The sequence below is a fragment of the Dyadobacter frigoris genome, assembly GCF_005280585.1.
GTDB lineage: Bacteria > Bacteroidota > Bacteroidia > Cytophagales > Spirosomataceae > Dyadobacter > Dyadobacter frigoris.
In genome coordinates this window covers 146,266-169,958 of sequence record NZ_SZVO01000007.1, presented here as the reverse complement: position 1 = coordinate 169,958, position 23,693 = coordinate 146,266, and the positions used below count along the sequence as shown (strand labels likewise).

The 23,693-nt window shown below is 38.9% G+C and carries 26 protein-coding genes; 12 read left to right on the top strand and 14 right to left on the bottom strand.

Annotated elements, in window-relative coordinates:
• Positions 1–9: 9 nt before the first annotated feature.
• Both purD and recQ read right to left on the bottom strand, forming a co-directional pair.
• The gene (gene purD, locus FDK13_RS16140; RefSeq protein ID WP_137341040.1) at positions 10–1,299 is read right to left on the bottom strand and encodes a phosphoribosylamine--glycine ligase; all 1,290 of its coding nucleotides are present in this window, start codon (positions 1,297–1,299) and stop codon (positions 10–12) included.
• Positions 1,300–1,363: 64 nt separating this feature from the next.
• Positions 1,364–3,571 (bottom strand): DNA helicase RecQ, encoded by a 2,208-nt coding sequence (gene recQ / locus FDK13_RS16135; RefSeq protein ID WP_137341039.1) that lies wholly within the window; start codon positions 3,569–3,571, stop codon positions 1,364–1,366.
• Between the two features lie 93 nt (positions 3,572–3,664).
• Between recQ and FDK13_RS16130 the strand changes: the two genes are divergently transcribed.
• Positions 3,665–4,639 carry a KpsF/GutQ family sugar-phosphate isomerase gene (locus tag FDK13_RS16130; RefSeq protein WP_137341038.1) on the top strand — a complete coding sequence of 325 codons (975 nt, stop codon included), beginning with the start codon at positions 3,665–3,667 and terminating at the stop codon, positions 4,637–4,639.
• A 90-nt stretch (positions 4,640–4,729) separates the two neighbouring features.
• Here the strand turns inward: FDK13_RS16130 and FDK13_RS16125 are convergent, their stop codons facing one another.
• The gene (locus FDK13_RS16125; RefSeq protein WP_137341037.1) at positions 4,730–5,206 is read right to left on the bottom strand and encodes a DUF4293 domain-containing protein; all 477 of its coding nucleotides are present in this window, start codon (positions 5,204–5,206) and stop codon (positions 4,730–4,732) included.
• Positions 5,207–5,537: 331 nt separating this feature from the next.
• Between FDK13_RS16125 and FDK13_RS16120 the strand changes: the two genes are divergently transcribed.
• Together FDK13_RS16120 and FDK13_RS36115 are read left to right on the top strand one after the other, a co-directional pair.
• Complete coding sequence (locus tag FDK13_RS16120; protein ID WP_310588133.1) at positions 5,538–6,251, top strand: PDDEXK nuclease domain-containing protein; 714 nt, start codon at positions 5,538–5,540, stop codon at positions 6,249–6,251.
• The gene (locus FDK13_RS36115) at positions 6,217–6,396 is read left to right on the top strand and encodes a PDDEXK nuclease domain-containing protein (RefSeq protein WP_229216058.1); all 180 of its coding nucleotides are present in this window, start codon (positions 6,217–6,219) and stop codon (positions 6,394–6,396) included. The genes FDK13_RS16120 and FDK13_RS36115 overlap by 35 nt, the downstream gene beginning before the upstream one ends.
• Positions 6,397–6,400: 4 nt before the next feature.
• Here FDK13_RS36115 and rimO read toward each other — a convergent pair whose 3' ends face one another.
• The 6 genes from rimO to rpmG form a co-directional block, all read right to left on the bottom strand.
• A complete protein-coding gene (rimO, locus tag FDK13_RS16115) occupies positions 6,401–7,711 on the bottom strand; it encodes a 30S ribosomal protein S12 methylthiotransferase RimO (RefSeq protein WP_137341036.1) in 1,311 nt (436 codons plus the stop codon).
• 247 nt (positions 7,712–7,958) lie between these two features.
• On the bottom strand, positions 7,959–8,123 hold the full coding sequence (locus FDK13_RS35435) for a hypothetical protein (protein ID WP_170982815.1): 165 nt from the start codon (positions 8,121–8,123) through the stop codon (positions 7,959–7,961).
• Positions 8,124–8,164: 41 nt separating this feature from the next.
• Positions 8,165–8,818, bottom strand: a complete 654-nt coding sequence (locus FDK13_RS16110) for a PH domain-containing protein (RefSeq protein ID WP_137341035.1) — start codon at positions 8,816–8,818, stop codon at positions 8,165–8,167.
• Positions 8,819–8,924: 106 nt separating this feature from the next.
• Positions 8,925–9,884: a signal recognition particle-docking protein FtsY gene (gene ftsY, locus FDK13_RS16105; protein WP_137341034.1), complete on the bottom strand. Its 960-nt coding sequence runs from the start codon at positions 9,882–9,884 to the stop codon at positions 8,925–8,927.
• Between the two features lie 166 nt (positions 9,885–10,050).
• Positions 10,051–10,203, bottom strand: a complete 153-nt coding sequence (locus tag FDK13_RS16100) for a DUF4295 domain-containing protein (RefSeq protein WP_137341033.1) — start codon at positions 10,201–10,203, stop codon at positions 10,051–10,053.
• A 93-nt stretch (positions 10,204–10,296) separates the two neighbouring features.
• Positions 10,297–10,479, bottom strand: coding sequence for a 50S ribosomal protein L33 (gene rpmG, locus FDK13_RS16095; protein ID WP_137341032.1), 183 nt, complete (start codon positions 10,477–10,479; stop codon positions 10,297–10,299).
• 289 nt (positions 10,480–10,768) lie between these two features.
• On the opposite strand from rpmG, the gene FDK13_RS16090 reads away from it, so the two are divergent.
• From FDK13_RS16090 to FDK13_RS16080, 3 genes are all read left to right on the top strand, one after another.
• Positions 10,769–11,320 carry a c-type cytochrome gene (locus tag FDK13_RS16090; protein WP_137341031.1) on the top strand — a complete coding sequence of 184 codons (552 nt, stop codon included), beginning with the start codon at positions 10,769–10,771 and terminating at the stop codon, positions 11,318–11,320.
• A gap of 92 nt (positions 11,321–11,412) precedes the next feature.
• Positions 11,413–12,906 carry an Asp-tRNA(Asn)/Glu-tRNA(Gln) amidotransferase subunit GatB gene (gene gatB / locus FDK13_RS16085; protein ID WP_137341030.1) on the top strand — a complete coding sequence of 498 codons (1,494 nt, stop codon included), beginning with the start codon at positions 11,413–11,415 and terminating at the stop codon, positions 12,904–12,906.
• Between the two features lie 39 nt (positions 12,907–12,945).
• Positions 12,946–14,097, top strand: coding sequence for a TlpA disulfide reductase family protein (locus FDK13_RS16080; protein ID WP_137341029.1), 1,152 nt, complete (start codon positions 12,946–12,948; stop codon positions 14,095–14,097).
• A gap of 85 nt (positions 14,098–14,182) precedes the next feature.
• Here the strand turns inward: FDK13_RS16080 and FDK13_RS16075 are convergent, their stop codons facing one another.
• Positions 14,183–15,049 (bottom strand): Rossmann-fold NAD(P)-binding domain-containing protein, encoded by an 867-nt coding sequence (locus FDK13_RS16075; RefSeq protein WP_137341028.1) that lies wholly within the window; start codon positions 15,047–15,049, stop codon positions 14,183–14,185.
• A gap of 19 nt (positions 15,050–15,068) precedes the next feature.
• Here FDK13_RS16075 and FDK13_RS16070 point away from each other — a divergent pair, with 19 nt between their 5' ends.
• Positions 15,069–16,085, top strand: coding sequence for a gliding motility protein GldB-related protein (locus tag FDK13_RS16070; protein ID WP_137341027.1), 1,017 nt, complete (start codon positions 15,069–15,071; stop codon positions 16,083–16,085).
• A gap of 63 nt (positions 16,086–16,148) precedes the next feature.
• Complete coding sequence (locus FDK13_RS16065) at positions 16,149–17,234, top strand: complex I subunit 1/NuoH family protein (RefSeq protein WP_137341026.1); 1,086 nt, start codon at positions 16,149–16,151, stop codon at positions 17,232–17,234.
• A 1-nt stretch (position 17,235) separates the two neighbouring features.
• Here the strand turns inward: FDK13_RS16065 and FDK13_RS16060 are convergent, their stop codons facing one another.
• From FDK13_RS16060 to FDK13_RS16045, 4 genes are all read right to left on the bottom strand, one after another.
• On the bottom strand, positions 17,236–17,799 hold the full coding sequence (locus FDK13_RS16060) for a Uma2 family endonuclease (RefSeq protein WP_137341025.1): 564 nt from the start codon (positions 17,797–17,799) through the stop codon (positions 17,236–17,238).
• 7 nt (positions 17,800–17,806) lie between these two features.
• Complete coding sequence (locus FDK13_RS16055; RefSeq protein ID WP_137341024.1) at positions 17,807–18,256, bottom strand: YEATS domain-containing protein; 450 nt, start codon at positions 18,254–18,256, stop codon at positions 17,807–17,809.
• A 58-nt stretch (positions 18,257–18,314) separates the two neighbouring features.
• Positions 18,315–19,553, bottom strand: a complete 1,239-nt coding sequence (locus FDK13_RS16050; RefSeq protein ID WP_137341023.1) for an ABC transporter permease — start codon at positions 19,551–19,553, stop codon at positions 18,315–18,317.
• 68 nt (positions 19,554–19,621) lie between these two features.
• Positions 19,622–20,248, bottom strand: a complete 627-nt coding sequence (locus FDK13_RS16045) for an ATP-binding cassette domain-containing protein (RefSeq protein ID WP_137341022.1) — start codon at positions 20,246–20,248, stop codon at positions 19,622–19,624.
• A gap of 266 nt (positions 20,249–20,514) precedes the next feature.
• Here FDK13_RS16045 and FDK13_RS16040 point away from each other — a divergent pair, with 266 nt between their 5' ends.
• From FDK13_RS16040 to FDK13_RS16025, 4 genes are read left to right on the top strand one after another with little or no spacing between them, the layout of a single operon-like run.
• Positions 20,515–21,504 carry a DUF6089 family protein gene (locus FDK13_RS16040; RefSeq protein ID WP_137341021.1) on the top strand — a complete coding sequence of 330 codons (990 nt, stop codon included), beginning with the start codon at positions 20,515–20,517 and terminating at the stop codon, positions 21,502–21,504.
• A gap of 20 nt (positions 21,505–21,524) precedes the next feature.
• The gene (gene porG, locus FDK13_RS16035) at positions 21,525–22,214 is read left to right on the top strand and encodes a type IX secretion system protein PorG (protein ID WP_229216057.1); all 690 of its coding nucleotides are present in this window, start codon (positions 21,525–21,527) and stop codon (positions 22,212–22,214) included.
• Positions 22,215–22,219: 5 nt separating this feature from the next.
• Complete coding sequence (locus tag FDK13_RS16030; RefSeq protein ID WP_137341020.1) at positions 22,220–22,762, top strand: DUF2911 domain-containing protein; 543 nt, start codon at positions 22,220–22,222, stop codon at positions 22,760–22,762.
• Between the two features lie 28 nt (positions 22,763–22,790).
• Positions 22,791–23,687 carry a S1 family peptidase gene (locus tag FDK13_RS16025; protein WP_137341019.1) on the top strand — a complete coding sequence of 299 codons (897 nt, stop codon included), beginning with the start codon at positions 22,791–22,793 and terminating at the stop codon, positions 23,685–23,687.
• Positions 23,688–23,693: the final 6 nt, after the last annotated feature.

Here is a 23,693-nt window from a genome sequence, read left to right as displayed (position 1 = left end):
TCGTCTTCATCAAGAGTTATAACGAATTAAATCCATACCGATGTCGTGTCTGAAATATTTTCCCTCAAACTGAATCGCTTGCGCGGCACGCTGCGATTTACGGACTGCATTTTCAAGCGAATTTGCTACGCCGGTTAAAACCATCACGCGGCCTCCATTTGTCACGACTTCGGTATTTGCATTAAATGTAGTTCCTGCATGAAACAGAAATACATCTTCAAGCTTGTCATTGCCGGAAATTACTTTCCCTTTTTCATAATCTCCCGGATATCCGCCCGATACAAGTACTGTTGTTACAGCCACTTGCGGAGAAATAGTCATTTCAATATCCTGTAAAGTACCTTTCGCCGTTGCAGCTAAAAGGATCAGGAAATCAGATTGAATTCGTGGTAAAACCACTTCCGTTTCCGGATCTCCCATACGTACATTGTATTCAATGACATATGGTTCACCTTTTATATTCATCAATCCGATAAATATAAATCCTACGTATTTTATTCCTTCACTTTTTAAACCATAAAGCGTAGGTTTAACAACTTTTTCTTCAACTTTTCTTAAAAAATTGGCATCAGCAAATGCTACGGGTGATACAGCGCCCATTCCTCCGGTATTTAGCCCGGTATCATTTTCGCCGATTCTTTTGTAATCCTTTGCTTCTGGTAGAATTTTATAATTTTCACCGTCACAAAGTACAAATACTGAAAGTTCAATTCCTTTCAAGAATTGCTCAATTACGACTTTATTTCCTGCTGATCCAAATTTGCCATCAACCAGCATTTCTTTAAATGCTACTTCAGCATCCGCTTTCTTCTCAGCGATAATTACGCCTTTTCCTGCTGCAAGTCCGTCTGCTTTCAAAACAATTGGTAACGGATGGTTCTCAATATATTCAAGACCACTTTCCAAAGTTTCAGCCGTAAATGTACGTGACGAAGATGTTGGAATGTTATATTTTTGCATAAACTGCTTGGAGAAGTCTTTACTTCCTTCAAGCTCCGCACCTGCTGCATTTGGTCCTATGATCTTAATTTTTGCAAGATCAGGACGGTTTTCAAAATAATCAACAATCCCATTTACTAACGGTTCCTCGGGACCAACGATAACCAATTCTATGCTGTTTTCAAGAACAGCCGTTGCAACTGAATCAAAATCATTATAAGAAATTGGAATATTTGTTGCCACGGTGGCTGTGCCGGCATTTCCCGGCGCAACAAACAAACTGTCACAAAGAGGGCTTTGGGCAATTTTCCAGGCAAAAGCATGTTCGCGTCCACCTGATCCCAATATAAGTACATTCATAACCTGATAATAATAATTTTAACGAACAAAATCTTAACAGGCAAAATCCTTGCCTGGATATATATTAATTCGCCAATTCCGATAAAAACTTAATTCGCACTAGCCTTAATTCTTCTTCGCTTACATCGTCGTTTGAGAATTCGTTCAGTGCTGCTGCGATATTATCTGTTTCCGCACTCATGAAATAATCATAAATATCCTGTTGACGTTCTTTGTCAATCACCTGATTGATGTAGTAGTCAAGATTCAATTTCGTTCCGGAATAACAGATATGTTCGACTTCTTCAATAATATCGCCAAGGGCCATATTTTTAACATCGGCAATTTCATCCAGACTTACTTTTCTATCAACCTGCTGAATGATAAAGATCTTGATCTTGGATTTGTTGACCGTTGATTTTATAACAACATCTTTCGCCGTTTCAATCTCATTTTCATCAACATATCTTGTAATGAGATCAATAAACTGGCGTCCGAATTTCTGCACCTTACCCATTCCGACGCCGTTGATCTGCGCCATTTCCTGTTGTGTGGTAGGATAAGTTGTTGCCATTTCTTCCAGAGACGGATCCTGGAAAATAACGTATGGAGGTAGATCTTTTTCTTTGGCAACTTTTTTACGAAGTACCTTCAACATGCCTAAAAGTGCTTCATCATAGGCGTGCGCACTTCCACCAGATGCTGAATCTGTATCATCCTCTACTTTTACCTCTTCTTCATCGAAGTTATGGTCTTTGTAAAGTGTTACAGGATAGGGATCGTTGATGTAGTTAAGCCCTTTTTCGCCGATTTTAAGAATGCCATAATTCTCGATATCTTTTTCAAGATAATTTAAAATGACAAGCTGGCGAATTGTAGAGATCCAGTAATCACGGGATTCGTTCAGTTCGGTGCCTTTGCCAAAAACATCCAGTTTGTCGTGCTCGTAACTACGAACATACTGATTGTCAGTGGCCGTAATTAAGTCGGTAATGTGTTCACCATCAAAACGTTGTTCGGTTAAATGGACAGCACGAAGCACAAGAACTACTTCATCCTGAACTTTGCTTTTTTCTGTTGGTTTGATACAATTGTCGCAGAATCCACAATCTTTATCAAGATATTCACCAAAGTAGCTTAAAAGTTGTCTTCTCCGGCAAACGCCCAAAGTGGAATAAGCTACCATTTCATTCAGCAAATGGCGTGCATTATCGCGTTCGGTAACCGTTTTGTCCTTGTTGAATTTTTCCAGTTTCTGAATATCATCATAACTGTAAAACATCAAACAATTTCCTTCCAGACCGTCACGGCCGGCACGACCTGTTTCCTGGTAATAGCCTTCAAGCGATTTTGGTACATCGTAGTGGATCACAAAACGTACATCCGGCTTGTCAATGCCCATTCCAAAAGCGATAGTAGCAACAATTACGTCAACATCTTCATTCAAAAAAGCATCCTGATTTGCCATACGCGTATTGCTATCCAGGCCAGCATGGTAAGGAAGTGCTTTTACGTCATTAACAGAAAGCAATTCAGCAATTTCTTCAACTGTTTTCCGGCTTAAGCAATAGACAATTCCAGACTTGCCTTTGTTGTTACGAACGTAGCGGATCAGTTGTTTTTTAGTATCTTTTTTAGCGCGGATCTCATAGTAAAGATTTTTACGGTTGAAGGAAGACTTGAAAGTCTCGGCTTCTTCCATTTGTAAATTTTTACGGATATCCTGCTGAACTTTCGGTGTGGCAGTAGCAGTAAGCGCAATGATCGGCAGGTTACCAATGTTTTCGATAATCCCGTAAATACGACGGTATTCCGGGCGGAAATCGTGTCCCCATTCAGAGATACAATGCGCTTCGTCAATAGCGACAAAAGAAATTTTAACTCTTTTCAGAAATTCAAGATTTTCTTCTTTTGTCAAAGATTCCGGTGCGATGTAAAGAAGCTTCAAACTTCCGTCCAGGGCATCATTTTTAACTCTTGTCATCTCCGCTTTTGTTAGCGTCGAATTCAAAAATTGTGCGTTGATCCCAAATGCAGTCAGCTGGTCAACCTGATTTTTCATAAGGGCAATAAGCGGAGATATAACGATTGTCATACCTTCCGTCACAAGTGCCGGCAATTGATAGCAAAGTGATTTTCCTGCTCCCGTTGGCATAATAACGAAAGTATTTTTGCCTAGCAGGATATTTTGAATTATAACTTCTTGCTCTCCCCGAAACTGACTGTAACCAAATATTTCTTTGAGTCTTTCTTTTAATGTGTCTAAAACGACATTATCAACCTGCTTTACCATACTTTGTCAACAAAATGGATATCCCAAAAGTCTCTATCTTTGTCTTTGATCTTAATAATTGGAATTAGTTCTCAATAAAACTGTAATTCAGATTTGAAATTAATAAAAAATATTCAGTCCATCGCAAAGAATGTGATACTGCACGAAGCTATTGCTTTACAGAATCTTGTTGAAAGGATTGATGACGAATTTGAAAAATGCGTATATGCCATTTTAAATTCCGGTGGGCGGGTCGTTGTTTCGGGAATTGGCAAAAGCGCAATCGTTGGACAGAAAATTGTAGCAACCCTGAATTCTACCGGTACTCCGGCATTATTTATGCACGCTGCTGACGCAATTCATGGAGATTTGGGCATGATCCAGGATAATGATGTGGTTTTGGTTTTATCAAAAAGCGGTGATACACCTGAAATAAAAGTCCTGGTTCCGTTACTGAAACGTACCGGAGTTCCGATCATCGCGATGGTCAGCAATACCGATTCTTATCTTGCTCAGCACGCTCAATTTATTTTAAATGCTTATGCACCTAACGAAGCTGATTCGCATAATCTGGCGCCGACAACCAGCACAACGGTTGCAATGGCCTTAGGTGATGCGCTAGCTATTTCATTGCTGGAAACGCGTGGTTTTACACGTCAGGATTTTGCAAAATATCATCCGGGAGGTGCGCTTGGAAAAAGATTATATCTGAAAGTCTGTGATATTTATCCAAATAACACGTTGCCGATTGTTGATGAAAATGCTTCGTTAAAGCAAGTTATTATGGAAATTACTTCCAAAAGACTTGGTGTAACAGCTGTTAATAATGCCAAAGGAGAAATGGCTGGAATAATTACCGATGGCGATTTAAGACGTATGTTAAATCAGCATTCCGGCGAAGAGCTTTTGCATTTAAAAGCTTGTGATATTATGACGGAGTCTCCAATTTGTGTTGATCCTGAGGATTTTGCGGTGAGGGCTTTGGAAATCATGCAGTCAAAAAGTATAACACATGTGGTTGTAGTTGAAGGAACAACCGTAAAAGGATTTGTTCATTTGCACGATTTACTGCGGGAAGGTTTGGTATAGAAAAATAAAATTTGGCACAAAAAAAGGTTTGAAAATTGAAAATTTTGCTTTCTTTTTTCAAGCCTTTTTTTACAAAGATATTTCTCAGAATTATCTCAATCTGTTCGATTGCTGAACGGTTTTTTCATCCTTACGAATGTAACGGTTCGCCATCACGTTTGCGAGCATAGCCGCTACAAGGCCATAAAAACCTATGGTGTAATCGCCAGGAATCTGCGGATCGAATAATTTGGCAGCTTTGTAAAAAGTTAAATAAATAACAATTCCGAGAAGCGTACTCATCAATATTGAATTCACGGCACAAAGAGCAGACTGCAAGATCCGGTTACGAAATTTGACCAATGAAAAAGCAGAAACTCCTGCAATCACAATAGCAAGAACCAATAAATAGGGAACCGAATCAATATTGGATTGTACCGGATTAATCTGATGTGTCATTTTCAGGGCCGTTAAGGAAATCTGCTGATCTCCTGCGGCAGCTATTTTAGTCCAAACGGGAAAGGAAACAAAAATGCCCATTCCTATAATCGTAATGGCTAAAAAAATGGATTGAACGCGTTGCAACATGGGAGATTAAATTTATTCTTTATTTGAAGATGCAAAAATAGGATACTTTAATTTCTAAGCCAAAAATGAAATGGTTTGGATCGTTTAAGTTGACCATTGTTTGATCATTAATTTCGATTTGATAGTGACAGAATTGTAAAAACCCGTCTCTAAACTTTGTGGTTTTTATCTCAATTACAATTCAATAGTCACACACTTCATGGAAATTGATAAAGTACATTTTGAAAACCTGAGGAGGCTCATCAGAGAAACTAAGGTCAAACTTGCCCGATCTGTTAATGCTGAGCTTGTAAATTTATATTGGCAAATAGGAGAATATTTGAGTCAATAGATTCTGGAACAAGGCTGGGGGAAATCTGTTGTTGTTCAATTTGCAAATTATCTTCAGCAAACAGAGTTTAGTGGGCCTGGCTTTTCGGATAAAAATTTGTGGCGGATGAAGCAGTTTTATGAAACATACCATAACTATCCAAAACTCTCGGCACTGCTGAGAGAAATTACCTGGACGAATCATTTAATGATTTTCTCCAAAACCAAGACTATTGAAGAGAAAGAATTCTACTTACAGCTTTGTGTAAAGGAAAGATATTCTTCCCGTGAGCTGGAACGGCAACTTAATAGTGCTGTATTTGAAAGGACAATGCTGGGAAATGCAAAACTCTCATCAACGATGAGAGTTTTGTCTCCGGATATAGGAAGTATTTTTCGGGACAGTTATGTACTGGAATTTTTAAATTTGCCAGAAGCGCATGTCGAAAAAGATTTGAAAAATTTGATCGCTGCAAACATCCGTACATTCTTACTCGAATTTGGGAAAGACTTCGCCTTTTTAGGAGAAGAGTACAGATTGCAAGTAGGAAATCATGATTTCTTCATTGATCTTTTATTTTACAATCGCTCATTAAGTTGTTTGATAGCTATTGAACTAAAAGTTGTCGAGTTTTCTCCTGAACATCTCGGTCAGCTCAATTTTTATCTGGAAGCTCTTGACAGGGATGTAAAAAAACCCAATGAAAATCCCAGTATTTGGTATTTTACTCTGTAAAAACAAAGATGAAACTGTTGTTGAGTATGCTTTAAGTCGTACTTTGTCTCCGACCTTAGTAGCTGATTATCAAACCAAGTTACCAGATAAGAAAATTTTACAAGCTCATTTACAACAATTGTTTGATTCTCAAACTTTCGAATAAGTAATTAAACAACAACATCCCCATACAAATCAAACTCCTCAGCGTTATTGATTTTTACATTGGCAAAATCTCCCAAACGTACATATTGACTTGCCGGAACCAAAACTTCATTATCAACTTCCGGAGAATCAAATTCTGTACGGCCAATAAAATATCCACCTTCCTTACGATCAAACAGAACTTTGTAGGTATTACCGATTTTCTGCTGGTTTAATTCATGAGAAATTCCTTGTTGCAATTCCATAATCGTATCGGCACGTTCCTGCTTGATTTCGGCAGGGATATCATCAGGCATTGTGTAGGAATGCGTATTATCTTCATGCGAATATTGAAACGCTCCCAAACGGTCAAAACGCATTTTCTCAACAAACTCATACGTTTCATCAAAAAGTGCTTCGGTTTCTCCCGGGTGGCCAACGATCAATGTCGTACGCAATGTAATTTCAGGTAGTTTTTCACGGATAGAATAAATCAGTGATTCTGTTTTCTCGCGTGAAATTCCTCTGCGCATTGATTTCAATATTTCCGAAGAACCTGATTGCAATGGCATATCAAGATATTTGCAAATGTTGCTGCGTTCTTTCATCACATCCAGAACATCCATAGGGAAACCAGCTGGATAAGCATATTGTAATCTGATCCATTCAATGCCTTCAACATCAGAAAGTTGAGCCATTAAATCAGATAAATTTCTTTTTTTATAAATATCCAGACCGTAATAAGTAAGATCCTGGGCGATCAGAATTAATTCTTTCGTACCACGTTTCGCAAGTGATTTTGCTTCTTTTACCAACTCATCGATCGGACGGGAAACATGGCTGCCACGCATAATTGGAATAGCACAAAAACTGCAAGGTCTATCGCAGCCTTCTGCAATTTTCATGTAAGCGTAATGCGTAGGTGTTGTGAGCAGACGTTCTCCAACAAGTTCATGTTTGTAATCTGCTTTCAGCGTTTTAAGCAAACGGGGAAGTTCGTTTGTGCCAAACCATGCATCTACGGTAGGAATTTCGATGGAAAGTTCATCTTTGTAACGGTGCGACAAACATCCTGTGACATACACTTTATCCACAATTCCGGCTGCTTTTGCATCTGCGTAACGAAGAATTGTATTGATGGATTCTTCCTTTGCATTGTCAATAAAACCACAGGTATTGATAACTACAATCTGGGAATTATCCTTTTTTGATTCGTGTGTTACATCGAATCCGTTTCCCTTTAACTGGGTATATAAAACTTCGGAGTCAACCAGGTTTTTTGAGCAACCAAGCGTGACAATATTTACTTTATTTGTACGTATTCCTTTGGTTTTCATAGGATGTAGCTATCGGCGATTAGCTTTTAGCTATTAATTTTTATTGAATAGATATTCATCACGCAACCGGAAGTCAGAAAAGTTTCCTGTGAAGTAGTTGATAATGAACGGTCAAACGGGGTGCAAAGTTCGTTAAAATTTGAATAGTAATTTCTATCAGGCGATAGAATAGTTTTATTCTCGAAAATTATTGATTTGGGAGATGTTATATTTTAATTTTTCGTGTGGCTTTTATTCTCACTCATTACTACTTAGAGTACTTTTTCTTCCAAATTTTAATCCGTTCAAATACTTGTTGCGTGGAATAAAAAGGACCAATTTCTGCCGCTTTTATCATAACCTTAAATTCCTGATCATCCATGGGAGCGGCTGGACTTACAAGATTATTTTTTGAAAATTTAAATTTTCCCATAGCCAGATATAAAAATTAAGTCTGTTTGAATCAGATTACTTTTACATAAGTTTGGATTCAACAAATGACCCATATTTTATTACCGGAAATCGTTTTTCCGTCCATTGAAAAGGAATTTTCTTAAAGTATTCCTGTATAGCCCAGGTTCCCGGCATACGATCAGTGAGAATAAAAGAATCTCCATTCATTAGTGAATAGATTGAATACCCAAATCGTACCCTACCACCACTACTTATTGTTTCAATATTTTTAATATCACCTTCTTTTATTAAATAACTTTTTTCTGGGAAATTAATTTCTATGGTTTTTTCATCCGGATGATATGCTATCCGTACATTTTTAGTGTATTGCCAATAATTTAAATCCAGATATAGATAAACCATAAATGGCGCAATCATAACCAGGGATATTAGTATGAGAGCAGTGGTAGTTCGCCAGTCATGTAAATAAGCGGAGGATGAAGTAGTGTAAGGTATCCGAAATAGGCAATAGAAACCGGTCAGTCCGCAATAGTAGATCGCCCAATTTTCGAATTTGGTGAAATATTGAAAGGCTGTGATCTGGTATGACCTGGAGATTTTTAAAGGAGAATGCTTTCCAACAGTATCATCTGTATATTTCAATAATCCCCAGATTGCGCATCCAAAGATTCCGAAAATAAAAGCAAAAATTAGAAATGAACCGTTCTTATCCATAGCCAAAAGTGGTACTTAGTGAACAATAGTTCAAAATACCATTTTGCTGACTATGGAGAAAGCAGAAAGTTATTGAAGTGCTACTAGCAAGGATGAACGGCCGAAATCAGATTTTCTTGAAAAGAGAATCAACAAATTCACTCCGGTCAAAAACCTGCAAATCTTCCATTTTTTCTCCTACACCAATGTATTTGATAGGAATTTTGAATTCATCTGAAATACCGATAACGACGCCGCCTTTTGCTGTTCCGTCTAATTTCGTAATGGCTAATGCGGAGATTTCAGCAACTTTTGTAAACTCACGAGCCTGAATTACAGCATTTTGCCCTGTACTTCCATCGAGCACAAGAAGAACTTCGTGCGGCGCATCCGGAATAATTTTCTGCATGACGCGCTTGATTTTCGAAAGCTCGTTCATCAGATTAACTTTGGTATGTAATCTTCCGGCCGTATCTATAATGATCACATCCGCATTGATTTCCATACCACGTTTCAAAGCGTCGTATGCAACCGCTGATGGATCGGTATTCATCCCATGGTCAATCACAGGAACATCAATACGTTTTCCCCAAAGTTTCAATTGTTCAACAGCAGCTGCGCGGAAAGTATCAGCAGCGCCCAGGATCACTTTGTGGCCGCGTGAATGGAACTGATGGGCAAGTTTTCCGATGGTTGTTGTTTTTCCAACACCATTTACGCCAACAACCATAATCACGTATGGTTTTGGCAAATGCTCCGTTTCAAAACTATCCGTCACATCAACGGATTTATTTTCTGTTAGTAGCGATGCGATTTCTTCACGTAAAATAATATCAAGTTCGGCTGTCGTTGCGTATTTATCTCTCGCAACACGTTCTTCAATACGCTTGATAATTTTTACTGTCGTTTCAACACCTACATCAGAACTGACAAGAATATCTTCAAGTTCGTCAAGCACTTCTTCGTCGATTGTCGTTTTACCAACAATGGCACGGGAGAGTTTGCCAAAAAAACTATCTTTGGTTTTTTCGAGACCTTTGTCTAATGTCTCTTTTTTTTCTTTTGAAAAAAACCCAAATAAAGCCATAGTCTGATGTATAGGTTAAAAATCTAATTTTGTTAGTATGCCAAAAGTATCATATTACTTCTGCATGAATGTTTTTACAACCCAAAAATAAAACAAAAAAGTCCCTCTTGGGACTTTTCGGGCAATCTAATATTAAAACCTTTGAAACATAAGGGAGAAATTCACCTTAGTTTTTAAGGGCACCTTGTACACCATCGATAGGCACCATTTCTTCTTTGAAGGTCCAGGCTCCTGTTTTTGGAGACTTAACGGCTTTAATCACTTTCGCAAATGCTTTACCGCCTTCTTTTTTCAGGGTAGCAACTACTTTCTTTGCCATGTCTGTATATAGTTAATATGTTATTGTATAATTTAAATGCTATTGTAATTACGACATATCGCCAACTTTTCAGTCAGCAAACATTGAAAGTAATTACTTAATCTCTTTGTGAAGAGTATAACGTCTTAGGAAAGAATTGAATTTTTTCAATTCCATACGACCTGGCGTATTTTTCCGATTTTTTGTCGTTATGTAACGTGACATTCCTGGTACACCCGTAGTCTTCTGTTCGGTGCATTCCAATATAACCTGTACTCTATTACCTTTCTTAGCCATTACTTTACATCGTTTTACAAATAGGACTGCAAAAGTAAGAAGATTTCATATTATTTAAAAAACATATTTCAAATAAAATTTAGATAAATAATAAATTTCAAGAATTTACAACTATCGATTTTGGGTTAAATGATTGATAATAAGCTTTTTATATCCTATATTAAATTTACAGTATATGAGGATTTACAATATACAATAGGGAAATCTAAGACAAACTTGCTTTCTTCGTGTAGTGATTAATCGTTGAAACCGATAATCTGGCGGAATTACTTTAAATATGTTAAAAAAAATGGCACTTAAAAAATTTACTTCTCTGGCAACAATTGCCATAGCTGCCTCAATCTGGATCGGCTGTTCTTCGGCTGACGACAAAGCCAAGTATGATACCTTTTATGGCTCTGGTAGTAAGGCTCGTGAAGCAACTGCATTAACAGTTCTTCAGGCTGAAAAAAGAGATACACCTGCACCTGAAAAAACTCAGGCTGCTGCTGCACCTGCACCAAAATCTGACACAGCCAAGGCTGCACCAGCTGCTGAAGGTGCAACACCTGCGGCTGCGGAACCTGCTGCTGAGGCAAAACCAAAACGCAAGCCAGTACCTGCTGACGTATCAGCATTGTTGAACAAACATGCATGTTTGGCATGTCACAATCCTTACGATAAAATTATCGGCCCTCCTTACGCGGAAGTTGCCAAAAAGAAATATACAGTTGATCAAATTGTTGAGTTGGTTCATGCTCCAAAACCTGAACATTGGCCTGGTTTCCCTCCAATGGCTCCAATGGCACACGTTCCAAAAGCAGATATTGCTGTGATTGCTAACTGGATTAACTCGTTATAAGTTGATTTGACGCAGTTTATTATAGAAAAAACGGGTCGTTCATATGGTGGACGACCCGTTTTTGTATCTTTGCTAAAGAATTTTTAACCAATATGACTGAAAGCATACTGAATCCAACGGAGCTGACCGAAGAACTTATTGCCACCTATGAAACGGTAATTGGCCTTGAAGTGCACTGCCAGCTATTAACAGAATCGAAGTTATTCGCTCAAGACCTGAACCGTTTTGGTGCAGAACCGAATACTAATATAGGGCCATTGACACTGGCATTGCCGGGGACTTTACCCAAACTGAATAAAAAAGCAGTTGAATACGCAGTTCGAATGGGACTGGCTTTGGGCTGTTCTATTAGCAGACGTACTATTTTTGATAGAAAAAATTACTTCTATCCGGATCTTCCAAAAGGGTATCAGATTTCCCAGGATAAAAAGCCGATCTGTGAAAATGGCGGGATTATGATTTCTGTAAAGGGAAATGATGGGAAATTGTACGAAAAATATATTCGTTTTCATCATATTCATTTAGAAGAAGATGCCGGGAAATCGGTTCATGATGGAAGTGATACCGATACTTTACTGGATTATAACCGTGCAGGAACTCCACTGGTAGAAATGGTTTCCGAGCCTGATTTAAGATCAGCAGAAGAAACAGGAGCTTTTGTGACGGAAATTCGCCGTTTAGTACGTTATCTGGATATCAGCGATGGAAATATGGAAGAGGGATCGCTACGTTGTGATGTCAATGTTTCTCTTCGAAAAAAAGGCGAAACGAAACTTGGAACGAAGGTTGAGGTTAAAAATATGAACTCGATCCGGAATATGATGCGGGCGATCAATTTTGAAACACGCAGACAAATTTCGATGCTTGAAAACGGTGAAACGATTCAGCAGGAAACCAGGATGTTTGACGTGGACAGCGGAAAAACCTACGGTATGCGTGTGAAGGAAACGATGAATGATTATCGTTATTTCCCGGATCCGGATTTAAGTCCTGTTGTTATTTCGGAGCAGTGGTTAAGCGATATTACGGAAGCGATGCCGGCTTTGCCACAAGCCTTACGTGAGAAATTCACAACGGTTTATGGCATTCCTGTTTATGATGCGCTGGTTTTGACGGATACCAAAGAAATGGCAGAGTATTTTGAGGCCGTTTGTGCGAAAACATTCGCTTACAAAGCAGTATCAAACTGGCTGATGGGTTCTGTGAAATCCTATGTGAATGAGCATGACGGAAACATTGAATCTTTCCCGATTTCAGCACAGATCCTGGCTGAATTGATCGAGTTGACAGAAACCAATGTGATCAGCAATTCTATTGCGACACAAAAAATATTTCCGATTCTTTTAAATGAGCCCGAACGTTCGCCAAAAGAGATCGCGACAACAAATAACTGGCTGCAAAACAGCAATACAAATGAGTTGGAATCGTTGGTAGATGAGGTTATTGCATCGATGCCAGATAAGGTTGAGGCTTACCGGAAAGGTAAAAAAGGTTTATTAGGATTATTCGTAGGAGAGATCATGAAAAAATCGAATGGAGCGGCTGATCCGAAAATGGTTAACCAGTTGCTGGCGGAGAAATTGTAATCTGTACACTTTACATTGGAGAATATTGCAAAGGAAATTATGAAGAAACGCATTAAAACCGACTTGTTTGTTTTAGGATTGGCCTTAACGGGTGTCTCCGTAATGGCCCAGATATCTCCTAAAAGTTTTACGATCAACGGCAAAATTAAAAATGGCTCAGCAGGCGAAAAAGTTTTGTTAAGTCAATCTTTGGTAACCGGAACGGCTATAAAACTGGATTCGGCAAAAATGTCTGCAGACGGATCTTTTACGATTAAAGGATTGGAAAAAGATGGTGGCAGTTTCTATTTGCTGAACATTGCCGATCGCCAGAAGATAGTTTTGCTTTCGGAAGGTGGTGAAACGTTCAATATTGTTGCGGACGGATTTGATAAAGATAGCAAAGGAAATCCTGGTAAAGTAGAAATTACCGGTTCAAAAAATATGGACTACTACGCCAAACTGGTGGATATAAACCGTAGTATGGTTTCAAAAGTGGCTGTCTGGAATGATGAATATGCCAAAGCCGAAGCAAAAAAGGATACAAAGAAAATTCAGGAAATTCAGAAAGCATATCAGGGAGCGGAGCTGGAACAGGTAACTAAAATCAAGGCTTTGATTCCTGAAATGGGTACATCACTGGTTGCTATTTTTGCTGCAAACAACTTTTTAAATCCCGAAACTGATCTTCCTATGTTACAGGAAGTAGCGAAAAGGTTTGAAAGTGTAAAACCAACGCCAAAACTTGCAGAAGCATTTATTGGCCAGATTAAGCGGATCAAGGGGATTTCAGTTGGAGATGAAGCTCCGGATTTTACTTTAAATGATCCGGAGGGAAAACCAGTCACACTTTCTTCTCTTCGTGGGAAATTTGTTTTAATTGATTTCTGGGCATCATGGTGTGGCCCTTGTCGTATGGAAAACCCGAATGTGGTTCGTATGTATGACAAGTTTAAAAGTAAGGGTTTCGATATTTATGGCGTGTCGCTTGACAAAGAAGCAAATGCCTGGAAAGCGGCAATCAAAAAGGATAATCTGACCTGGATTCATGGTTCAGACCTGAAATTCTGGAATTCGGTGGTAGCTCAGACATATGGTGTAAGTGCAATTCCGCAGACTTATTTATTAGACAAAGAAGGAAAAGTTATTGCAAAAAATCTTCGTGGACCAGCTTTGGAAGCTAAATTGACAGAGCTTTTGGGAATGCAGTAATTGAATAGAAAATATTTGATTTAATAAAAAATCCGTGAGGCTTTCTCATGGATTTTTTATTAAAAAACGAGTTGCTTTCGTTTATTTATTCTTCATAATAAAACTGCAAAGGATCCGGAAATTTAAACTCATATTCATAAAATGAATTCAACCTTTCGGCCGAAATAATTTTAAAATCCGGTTTAATTTCAGGTTCCTGAAATGTCGGAGATTCCCAACCAAATTGAGCGCATGATTTAAGATAAATTTCCCTTCTGGTTGGATGTAATGGAGCAACAATATTGAAAGTTTCGTTGACCACGCCTTTTTGTAAAATAGAAACAATAATTCCAACTGAATCATCGGGATGGATATAATTAACAGGTATTGAGCCGGTTGTCATATTTTTTTGTCCCTTCACATATTTCCCGGGAATACGGTTATAACCCAATAATCCTCCGTGACGTAATATTGAAACACTTCTTTTGCCCCGGAGACTAATCAACAGATTTTCAGCTTCAACCATCACCGGGGACGGAGATTGTTCGGGTGAAATAACATCGTTTTCTACAACAATCCGGTTCAAATCAGGATAAATGCTGGTCGAACTAATGTATAAAATCTCTTTAACCGGAGAATTTTTTATGTGGTCAATTACGGATTGAACTTGTCTCGGATGAAAGTCCGGTTCGTTTTTTGATAATCTTGGAGGAATGGAAATTATTAAAGTATCGCAGTCAAAAAATGACTTTATCTCATCATCATTCCCTGAAATTTCCGGATTCAGATTAAACAAAAATCCCTCTATTCCCGATTCTTTAAATTTTTCAATTTTATCCGCAGAAGTTGTGCTTCCTTTCACCTGTGATGAAATATCGTCACCTAGCAAACGTTGAGCTAAGGGAAAGCCGAGCCATCCGCAGCCTAAGATGCTTATCCGTTTTTTTTCTATTTTTGTATTTTGATCAATCATGATAATTCGTTTCTTCCGAATGTTTTATATACGCACTTTAATCATTGTCGGCTGCCTGGCATTAGGGTTTTCATCTTGTAAAACGAATAGTAAAAAAGAACCGGTTTCTGATTCCGGTTTGTTGCAAGTTACGGTACGCACTGAAAATCTGGATGAAGAATTGTTTGCCTGTAAAACGGTACAAGACGTACAAAGTTTTCTGGACAAGCACCCCTATTTATCCGAATGGTACTTCACCGATGCGCCTGTGGCAAAAGCTGAATTGCCTGCTCATCTTTTTCAGATTCTGCAAAATAAAGATTTTAGAGCATTCAAGATACAGCTGGATTCAATCATCGGCGATAGAAATGTTTCTGTAATCAATCCATTAAAAGAAGCTTTTGGACAAATCGCAAAATTTTATCCGCAGTTTAAAGCCCCGGAAGTGAAATTTATGGTGACCGGTTTTGCAGGAAACGATCTGTATATTTCTGATTCTCTAATTGTTATCGGCTTGGATTATTTTGGCGGACCAAAAGCAATGTATCGTCCTGATGTGTACGATTATCAGTTGAAACGTTACCAAAAAGAATACATCGTTCCTTCGATTATTTTCTTTATGTCAAATAAATACAATCATGTCAATGCATCCGATCGTACGCTTTTGGCGGATATGATTGGTTATGGAAAAGGATATGAATTCGTAAAACAGGTCATGCCAAATGCTCCTGATAGTCTGATTTTGGGCTATTCCGAAGAAAGTTTGGCAAGAACATATAATAGTCAGGAAGCTATCTGGTCGTTTTTTGTATCAAATAAATTATTGTACGAAAATACCGATCTGAAAAAACAGAAATTCATAGGCGAGCGGCCGTTTACAACAGAAATTGGTAATGAAGTCCCAGGCGGAATTGGGCGTTGGATAGGCTGGCGGATCGTTAGCCGGTACATGGCCGAAAATCCAAATGTTACGTTACCAGAGCTTATGAAAAATGACAATGCGGCCAATCTCCTGCAAGCTTCCGGTTATAAAGGGCAAAAGGATGAGGAGGAGTAACTTTTTTGCTTACTTTTGCCATCTCAACTCTCAACCGCGCGGCGGCCGCTTTCAACTAAAATAATGCCTATAACACTTCTGATATTTCTTGCAATTGTTCCCGGCTTTGTGGTTGTCGGGGTATATCTTGAACGTAAAGTTTCTGCTTTTATTCAGGACCGCATGGGGCCAATGGAGGTTGGAAAATGGGGTTTATTACAGCTTTTTGCTGATCTTTTGAAATTACTTCAAAAAGAAGATATTGTACCGAAAGCGGCGGATCGCAGACTTTTTTTAATTGCACCTATTGTAATTTTTGCATCCGTTTTTACTGGTTTTGCAGTAGTTCCGCTAGCTCCTGATCTCGCAGGTTCGGGTGCTGCCGTGGGTGTTTTCTTTTTGTTGACAATTGTTTCAGTGGATGTAATCGGTCTTTTAATGGCTGGTTGGGGTTCCAATAATAAATTTGCTTTGTATGGTGCCATGCGTGCTGTGGCACAAATTATTTCTTATGAAGTGCCGCTGGGATTATCTATTCTTTGTGTAGTTATGTTGTCCCAGACGCTTGATTTGCAGATCATCAGTTTTCAACAGGGAATTTATTCGGGAGAAACCGTTTACCTTTTTGGCATGAGAAGATTTGGTATTGATGTAACGGCAGTGGGCGGATTTCTATCCTGGAACATTATCAGAAATCCTTTTTTACTTCTGGCTTACGTTATCTTTTTCATTGCTTCACTCGCCGAATGTAACCGCGCTCCATTTGATTTACCAGAAGGAGAATCTGAATTGGTAGCGGGCTTTCATACCGAATATTCAGGTATGCGCTGGGCATTGTTCATGTTATCTGAATATGGTATGATGCTGCTTGTTTCGCTCCTTGGAGCTATTCTTTTTCTTGGAAGCTGGAACACTCCTTTTCCGAATATTGGTCCGATAAAACTGGCCGACTGGACAAGTGGCGAACCCGGAACCTGGTTTGGTTACTTAACCGGTGCTTTCTGGTTGCTAGGAAAAGCATTGATGGGAATTCTCGTACAAATGTGGGCGCGCTGGACACTCCCACGTCTACGCGTTGACCAATTAATGTATTTGGGCTGGAAAGTGTTGACTCCGGTTGGATTGGTTTTATTCTTTATTTCCGGAGTCTGGAGATTGTTGGGGATTTGAATTACCCAAGCAAGTCATTTATTTCAATTGAAAAGCCATTCAAAATTTTAGATTTTACAATTCCCTCGTGTTTTGCATAAGAAAACCGAAGAAATTCCATATCCAGGTTTTCTAAAATTTCAACTGTCTTTTCCTGGGGATCAACCAGCCAAAATTCCCGTACACCAAAAATTTCGTAAGAATAGCGTTTGGTATTGAGATCATGATATTTATTGCCAAACAGAATTTCTATACCTAGGTCTGGTGCGCCAGTAATTCTGGAGTCTTTTATTATTCCTGAATTAGTTTTGGAGATAAAGAAAATATCCGGTTGATACACATTCATGTCATCAAATTCGACATCCAGTGGAGCGCATAGTACTTCTCCCAGATTGTTTTCGTTTACAAACTTGTGCAGCGCAAAAAAGATCTCACGCAATATGCGTTGATGTTGATAAGTTGGCGATGGAGACATAGATAAATTTCCACTGATAAGTTCATAGTACGGAGGGCCATCCGGCAATTTTTGCAGGTCGGAAGCCTTATAACATGGATTGAGTATCAATGGATTATTGCCTATGCTCATAATCGTATTAGTCAACTATTTCAGCACCATCCAGAATATAATTCATCTTGTAAATATCGTCGGCGTTTAGTTGCAGCGTTCCCTGAAAAGTCAACCTTTCGTCCGTTTTGAATTTTCTTGTACCTTTTTTGAAATTCAATGTCATAACAGTTTCCGGTCCGGCTCCTCCGCAGAAAAAACAGGCGCTGAATGGGAATGCAGATAAAACATACAAATTCGCATCCAGATCAACAGGAAGAATATAACCTGTAATGGTTACGGGCTGATTTTTCAATTTTTGTACACTTGGACCAAAAGTCGGATGCAGCATGTAAATTGATTCCTCCGCGTACCATTTCTTTTTAAATGTTACATCACGCAAAGTTTCCCAGGTCAGTTTTGCCGGAGCGGACACAGGTGTAAATGCGAATAAAGAAGTAAGCAGCAGAGCCAGTGTTATGAAACGAACAGATTTCATATTATATAATTTTTTAGTGCAAAAAGGATTCGGGTGTTAAACAAAAATACAATTAATATCATTCCTCTGCCAGTGTCCGGGAGATATTCAACCGGTAAATGCCTAGCGAAGGTAATGCCGCCGCCAGCAATCCAAGAATAAGTGCTCCCGCTAATAAATAAAGTTCTTCCGGCAGCAGATTAAATTCCCGAATTGAATAATGGAAATCCTGTTCTGCAGCTCTGCTAAAAAGCCACAAACCAATTCGGCTCAGCATAATTCCGGAGAGATATCCGGTAATCGCTAAAATCAAACCTTCCAGCAAAAGCATAAAAAATAATTTTGTTCGTGTTGCACCCATAGAGAGCATCAACGCCATTTCGTATTTTCGTTCTTTAAGTGAATTGTAAAGAGAAATGAAAACACTAACACCGGCTATGACAATGATAACGAGTGCCAAAGCTCTCAATGTTTCAATCCCAACTCCCAAAAGTGAAAATAATCTGTTAATCTCGATACTTGGCAAAGCTGCCTGCATCGAAGTATTTTGATTGATCTGACGTGGAATGGTGATTAGTCCCATCGGATTACGGAACTGGATTAATGCGCTTGTGATCTGTTTTTCTGCTTCGTGATGCGCGTCTCCCATTTCTTCTTCATGCGCTGGATCGTTTTCCTTGATTTCCGCAGCAGGAGTTTCTGCATGTTCATGGATTTCCCAAACGCTTTCAAGATTTGTCAAAACCAGTTGGTCAACCACAGAACCGGTTGGTTCAAAAATGCCTGTAACTTTATATTTTTTGTCATTATGTGCATCGCCATCAGAATCCAGACCATGCGAGCTGGCAAAAGTATCGCCGATTTTGAGTTCAGAGTTTTTCGCAACTTTGCTACCCAAGGTCACCTCCATTGGCTTAGAAAACAAGGCCCCTTCCTTTATTTTTGCCTGAAAATGTTCGACATATTTAGACGTTGTGCCTACAATCCTGAATCCATGATAATTATCCCCCATCGATAATGGAATGATGGTTTTAATAAACGGATTTCTTTTTAGCGCGTTAACTTCGCTTAACGGAATGTTGCCGGTTGGAGAGTCAATCTGATAAATGCTTGAAAGTATAAGCTGCAAAGGACTTCCTTTGGCCCCAACTACCATGTCAATACCTCTGATATTTCTTCTGAATTGTTCGTCGAGCTGTTTGTTCAAAAGCAGTAATAACGAAATCATTCCAATGCCCAGCGTAAGCAGCAGCGCACTTAAAAAGCTGTTTAACTTTTTTTCTTTAAGATTGGCAACACTTATTTTGAAGAGATTCATTCTGATCGTATTTCTATAAGTTAAAGTTTACAATTACTGCAAACTCACGAGGTCATTGAGGATTTGAACTACAAAAAAACCTGATTAGGAAACTCATCTTTGAGCCGCTGATCGTGCGTTACCACCACCAGGCTTGCTCCGATCAATGAAGATTGTTTTTTAAGAAGTTCTATCACTTTCTGACAATTGTTATCATCAAGATTGGACGTCGGTTCGTCAGCCAGGATTACATTTGGATTGTTCATTAAGGCTCTGGCAATACTCACACGTTGTTGTTCACCCTGGCTTAATTGCGTAGTTTTTTTGTTGAGATGATCCGCAAAGCCCAGTTGTTCAGCCAGATAAGACGCTTTTTCCTTATCCTGTTTATTCCCTGCGAGATAATTGGAAAGCAGAATATTATCTATCACCGATAAGGCACTAACAAAATGTGCGCGCTGATAAATTATTCCCAAACTTTTCGCCCTGATATTCGTTCTTTCGGTTGAGGATAAGCCGGACAATGTGTGACCGGATATCTGTATATTGCCTGCGTCCGGTTGCAATAGAAGTGCAAGCAAATGTAAAAAAGTCGTTTTTCCTCTGCCGGATTGTCCAAGGATAAGCAAAGCTTCCTTGTCGTTGCAAGCTATATCGGGAAAACTGAATTGCTTTTGTGGTGAGTAGGAGAACCTCAGGTTTTTACTGGTAATCATCGCGAAGATCTTATTTCAATTATACAATAATAGTAAATTTACAGTTTCTGATTGAGAAAGAACATAATATAAATGGTATTCAAAGTTACTTTTATGACTTTGAGCTGTACTCTATTCAGGTGAAACAACTTGGGGCTAATTTAAATTATACTTGCCTTACAAATAAAATTTAGAGAAATACGTTGAAAAGGAGATATATCCTTAGGAAAACCGACAACTGTTCTATTTTTGCAAAAAATTGATCTAAAATGGTTAAAACTTTTAAAATGAGACCGATAAGCAAAAGGCTGTTATTTTTTTTAGTGCTTGGATTATTGGTTGTTACTTACAACGCTGAGGCACAGGTAAGACGTGGTACTTTTATTCCTTATTCGACCGTGGGATTTGGGGTTGGAACCTCAAATTATTATGGAGATATGGCTTCCTACACTACACCATTGAGGTCAACCTTTGGTATGATGCGATGGAATGTATCAGGAAATTATACGAGACATTTTACACCAAGATTGGCTGCTAGGGCTTCATTTACCTATGCCAGGATTGTTGGGGAAGATTATAAAATGAATAAAAACGATCCGACGAATCTGCGGTTTCCACGTAATCTAAGTTTTCGCAATGATTTGAAAGAATTTGCCGTGGTTGGTATTTTTAAGCTAACTCCGGATAATAGAAGTTATGATCGCAGGCCACAATTCAGTGCCTATTTATTTGGGGGAATCGCGGTTGTTGCGCACAATCCGAAGGCCTTAGACACGCTTGGGGGTAATTGGATTAAACTTCAATCTCTTGGTACCGAGGGACAAGGGCGTCCGGGTTATGCCAAGCCTTATTCGCTTATCCAGTTTGCCATACCCGTTGGGATTGGTGTCAGATATAAAATTAATGACAGGTTTGATATCAGTGCCGAATTGGGTTTTAGAAAAACATTTACAGACTATCTGGATGATGTTGCAGGGAATTATGCGGATCCAGCGGTTTTTGCAGATAATCCATTGGCTTTGAAAATGGCTAACCGGTCGGGCGAAAGATATACAGTTCGAAAAGGTCATGACAGAACGGATGGGTTGACCAAATATACGCAGGCAATTTATAATTCTGGGGATGCAGATCCTTTCCAGGTTTTAAAAGATAATAACTATGGTTCTGTGAATACTTCACGAGGAAACAGTCCATCGCTTAAAGACAATTATCTGATAGGAACTATTCATATCAATTATGTGCTTCCTACACAGATCAAGTGCCCTCCGTTGAAATAAACAGATCAATATAAAATACCTTGAAACAGTTGCGTGTAAGATTTTTGCTGAACCTTCTTGTACTAACCAGTTCGGTTTTACCGGGGATTGTACTTGAAGCCAAAGCCCAAAAAATTGAAGTAGGTGGTGGTTTAGGCGCTTTTAATTATAAAGGTGATATTTCACCATCATTCAAATTCCGGTTTGTAAAACCGGGTGGAAGTTTATTTTTCAGGTACAATCCCAATCAGGCGTTGTCGCTTAGAGCAGAAGTTGCGGCAGGACTGGTTGGTGCTTCGGATCAATACAGCAAAGATCCTTTTCAAAAAGCCAGAAACTTATCTTTTCGGTCCAGAATAACAGAGATCAGCACAGTAGCAGAATATAACTTTCTTGATTATCAGGAAAAACGATATGCTGTGAACTGGACACCGTATGTTTTTGGCGGGATCGGATATTCTAAATTCAAACCTGACGTTGTTACCGACAATTATAAAACCAACACGTTTGTCATTCCGTATGGTGTCGGAATAAAATATCAAATAAAAAGGCCGTGGAATATTGGTCTGGAATATGGTACCCGGAAAACTTTTAGTGATTACATTGATAATCTTGGCGGAGATGCAAAAAATAATGACAAGCTTCAGCAGGGAGATCCATCCAGAAAAGATACTTATTACTATATCCGGCTGTCTGTCAGCTACACCTTTTACCGAATTGTTTGCCCCTGACTCCTATGAAAAAACCTCTCCTGATCTTTTCCATAATTCTTGTTCTTTTAACCATCGGCTTTTTTAGTTTTAGAAAATACACCAAATCATCCAGTCCCGCTGCTCTTGCAGAATTTCATCAAAAAGGAATTGATATTGATGTAAATTATAGTCGGCCATCAAAGAAAAAAAGGTTTATTTTTGGCAGGGAACAGGACAAGGCGGTGGTGCCGTATGGCAAAGTATGGAGAACAGGAGCAAATGAAGCTACATTAATTAAAATCGGTGAGGGAATTGTGTTTGCCGGAAAACCTGTGAAGTCCGGAACATATTCAATCTGGACGATTCCTGGTCAATCTGAATGGAAAGTTATTCTGAACAGGGAAACGAGCCAGTGGGGCACAGATTATAATGATGGACAAGATTTCCTGAAAGCAGATGTTCCAATCAGAATTAACCGAAAAGTCGAAGAATTATTTAAAATTTACTTTGAAGAGCAGCCTTCGGGCATAAACATGATTTTAAGCTGGGATCAAACGGAAGCCATTATTCCAATCCAACTTCAGTAAATTTCCTAACCTCCCCTCCCTTATTATTATGTTTGTTGAAGCCATTGAAAGGGTCGACCAGTTCACCCGTCCTATTCATTTTATAGCGCGTTATTACGGAGGCAGTGATATCATCCCCGGAACCGGAACTTTGTTTTTTATCAATGAAGATGGTTTTGCTATCACATGCCGGCATATCGCCAGACAAATCCTTTATGCCAATCAGATTTACGAAAACTACCTTAAATTCAAAGGCGAGCTGAGGAGATTCGAGCGTGATCCGGGTTTTGATACCCAAAAACAATTTCTGGAAGGTAAGTATAAAATCAATTCTGAAACGCCCATCAGGATTCTTTCCAATTTTATCAATTGTGTTAATGCTTACAAAAGCTTAACTATTAATCTGCATCCGACACAAGATCTTGCCGTAATTCAGTTCAGGGATTATGATACCAAATTCTATCAGGGGCATGCCACGTTTTTGAAAGATACCAGAGATGTAAAGCAAGGAAAATATCTTTGCCGGCTAGGCTATCCTTTCCCTGAATTTACAAATTATCAGCTGAATAAAAGTACAAACGATATTGAATGGATTAAAGAAGGACGTGTTAATACGCCCAGTTTCCCTATTGACGGGATTATAACCAGGCATATAGGAGAAAGTAATAATATTGTAGGAATAGAAATGAGCACTCCAGGACTTCGCGGACAGAGTGGCGGCCCTCTGTTTGATCCTAATGGCGTAATTTATGGCATGCAGAGCGCGACCAGACATCTGCATTTGGGATTTGATCAGGTAAACCGCGAAGTAATCACTGACGGGCAAAGAAAACGGGTCTCAAATTTTCCTTTTCTTAACGTTGGTCAATGTGTTCATGTGGATGTGATCAAAAATTATCTTCGCGAACTGAAGATATCATTTTTTGAGGCAGATGAGGTGAAGTAATTTATA

Bases quoted from the DNA above. Each gene is read 5' to 3' on its own strand.
- purD (WP_137341040.1), bottom strand. From the start codon at position 1,299: ATGAATGTACTTATATTGGGATCAGGTGGACGCGAACATGCTTTTGCC.
- recQ (WP_137341039.1), bottom strand. From the start codon at position 3,571: ATGGTAAAGCAGGTTGATAATGTCGTTTTAGACACATTAAAAGAAAGA.
- FDK13_RS16125 (WP_137341037.1), bottom strand. From the start codon at position 5,206: ATGTTGCAACGCGTTCAATCCATTTTTTTAGCCATTACGATTATAGGA.
- FDK13_RS36115 (WP_229216058.1), top strand. From the start codon at position 6,217: ATGAAAATCCCAGTATTTGGTATTTTACTCTGTAAAAACAAAGATGAA.
- rimO (WP_137341036.1), bottom strand. From the start codon at position 7,711: ATGAAAACCAAAGGAATACGTACAAATAAAGTAAATATTGTCACGCTT.
- FDK13_RS35435 (WP_170982815.1), bottom strand. From the start codon at position 8,123: ATGGGAAAATTTAAATTTTCAAAAAATAATCTTGTAAGTCCAGCCGCT.
- FDK13_RS16110 (WP_137341035.1), bottom strand. From the start codon at position 8,818: ATGGATAAGAACGGTTCATTTCTAATTTTTGCTTTTATTTTCGGAATC.
- ftsY (WP_137341034.1), bottom strand. From the start codon at position 9,884: ATGGCTTTATTTGGGTTTTTTTCAAAAGAAAAAAAAGAGACATTAGAC.
- FDK13_RS16100 (WP_137341033.1), bottom strand. From the start codon at position 10,203: ATGGCAAAGAAAGTAGTTGCTACCCTGAAAAAAGAAGGCGGTAAAGCA.
- rpmG (WP_137341032.1), bottom strand. From the start codon at position 10,479: ATGGCTAAGAAAGGTAATAGAGTACAGGTTATATTGGAATGCACCGAA.
- FDK13_RS16090 (WP_137341031.1), top strand. From the start codon at position 10,769: ATGGCACTTAAAAAATTTACTTCTCTGGCAACAATTGCCATAGCTGCC.
- gatB (WP_137341030.1), top strand. From the start codon at position 11,413: ATGACTGAAAGCATACTGAATCCAACGGAGCTGACCGAAGAACTTATT.
- FDK13_RS16080 (WP_137341029.1), top strand. From the start codon at position 12,946: ATGAAGAAACGCATTAAAACCGACTTGTTTGTTTTAGGATTGGCCTTA.
- FDK13_RS16075 (WP_137341028.1), bottom strand. From the start codon at position 15,049: ATGATTGATCAAAATACAAAAATAGAAAAAAAACGGATAAGCATCTTA.
- FDK13_RS16070 (WP_137341027.1), top strand. From the start codon at position 15,069: ATGTTTTATATACGCACTTTAATCATTGTCGGCTGCCTGGCATTAGGG.
- FDK13_RS16065 (WP_137341026.1), top strand. From the start codon at position 16,149: ATGCCTATAACACTTCTGATATTTCTTGCAATTGTTCCCGGCTTTGTG.
- FDK13_RS16060 (WP_137341025.1), bottom strand. From the start codon at position 17,799: ATGAGCATAGGCAATAATCCATTGATACTCAATCCATGTTATAAGGCT.
- FDK13_RS16055 (WP_137341024.1), bottom strand. From the start codon at position 18,256: ATGAAATCTGTTCGTTTCATAACACTGGCTCTGCTGCTTACTTCTTTA.
- FDK13_RS16050 (WP_137341023.1), bottom strand. From the start codon at position 19,553: ATGAATCTCTTCAAAATAAGTGTTGCCAATCTTAAAGAAAAAAAGTTA.
- FDK13_RS16045 (WP_137341022.1), bottom strand. From the start codon at position 20,248: ATGATTACCAGTAAAAACCTGAGGTTCTCCTACTCACCACAAAAGCAA.
- FDK13_RS16040 (WP_137341021.1), top strand. From the start codon at position 20,515: ATGAGACCGATAAGCAAAAGGCTGTTATTTTTTTTAGTGCTTGGATTA.
- FDK13_RS16030 (WP_137341020.1), top strand. From the start codon at position 22,220: ATGAAAAAACCTCTCCTGATCTTTTCCATAATTCTTGTTCTTTTAACC.
- FDK13_RS16025 (WP_137341019.1), top strand. From the start codon at position 22,791: ATGTTTGTTGAAGCCATTGAAAGGGTCGACCAGTTCACCCGTCCTATT.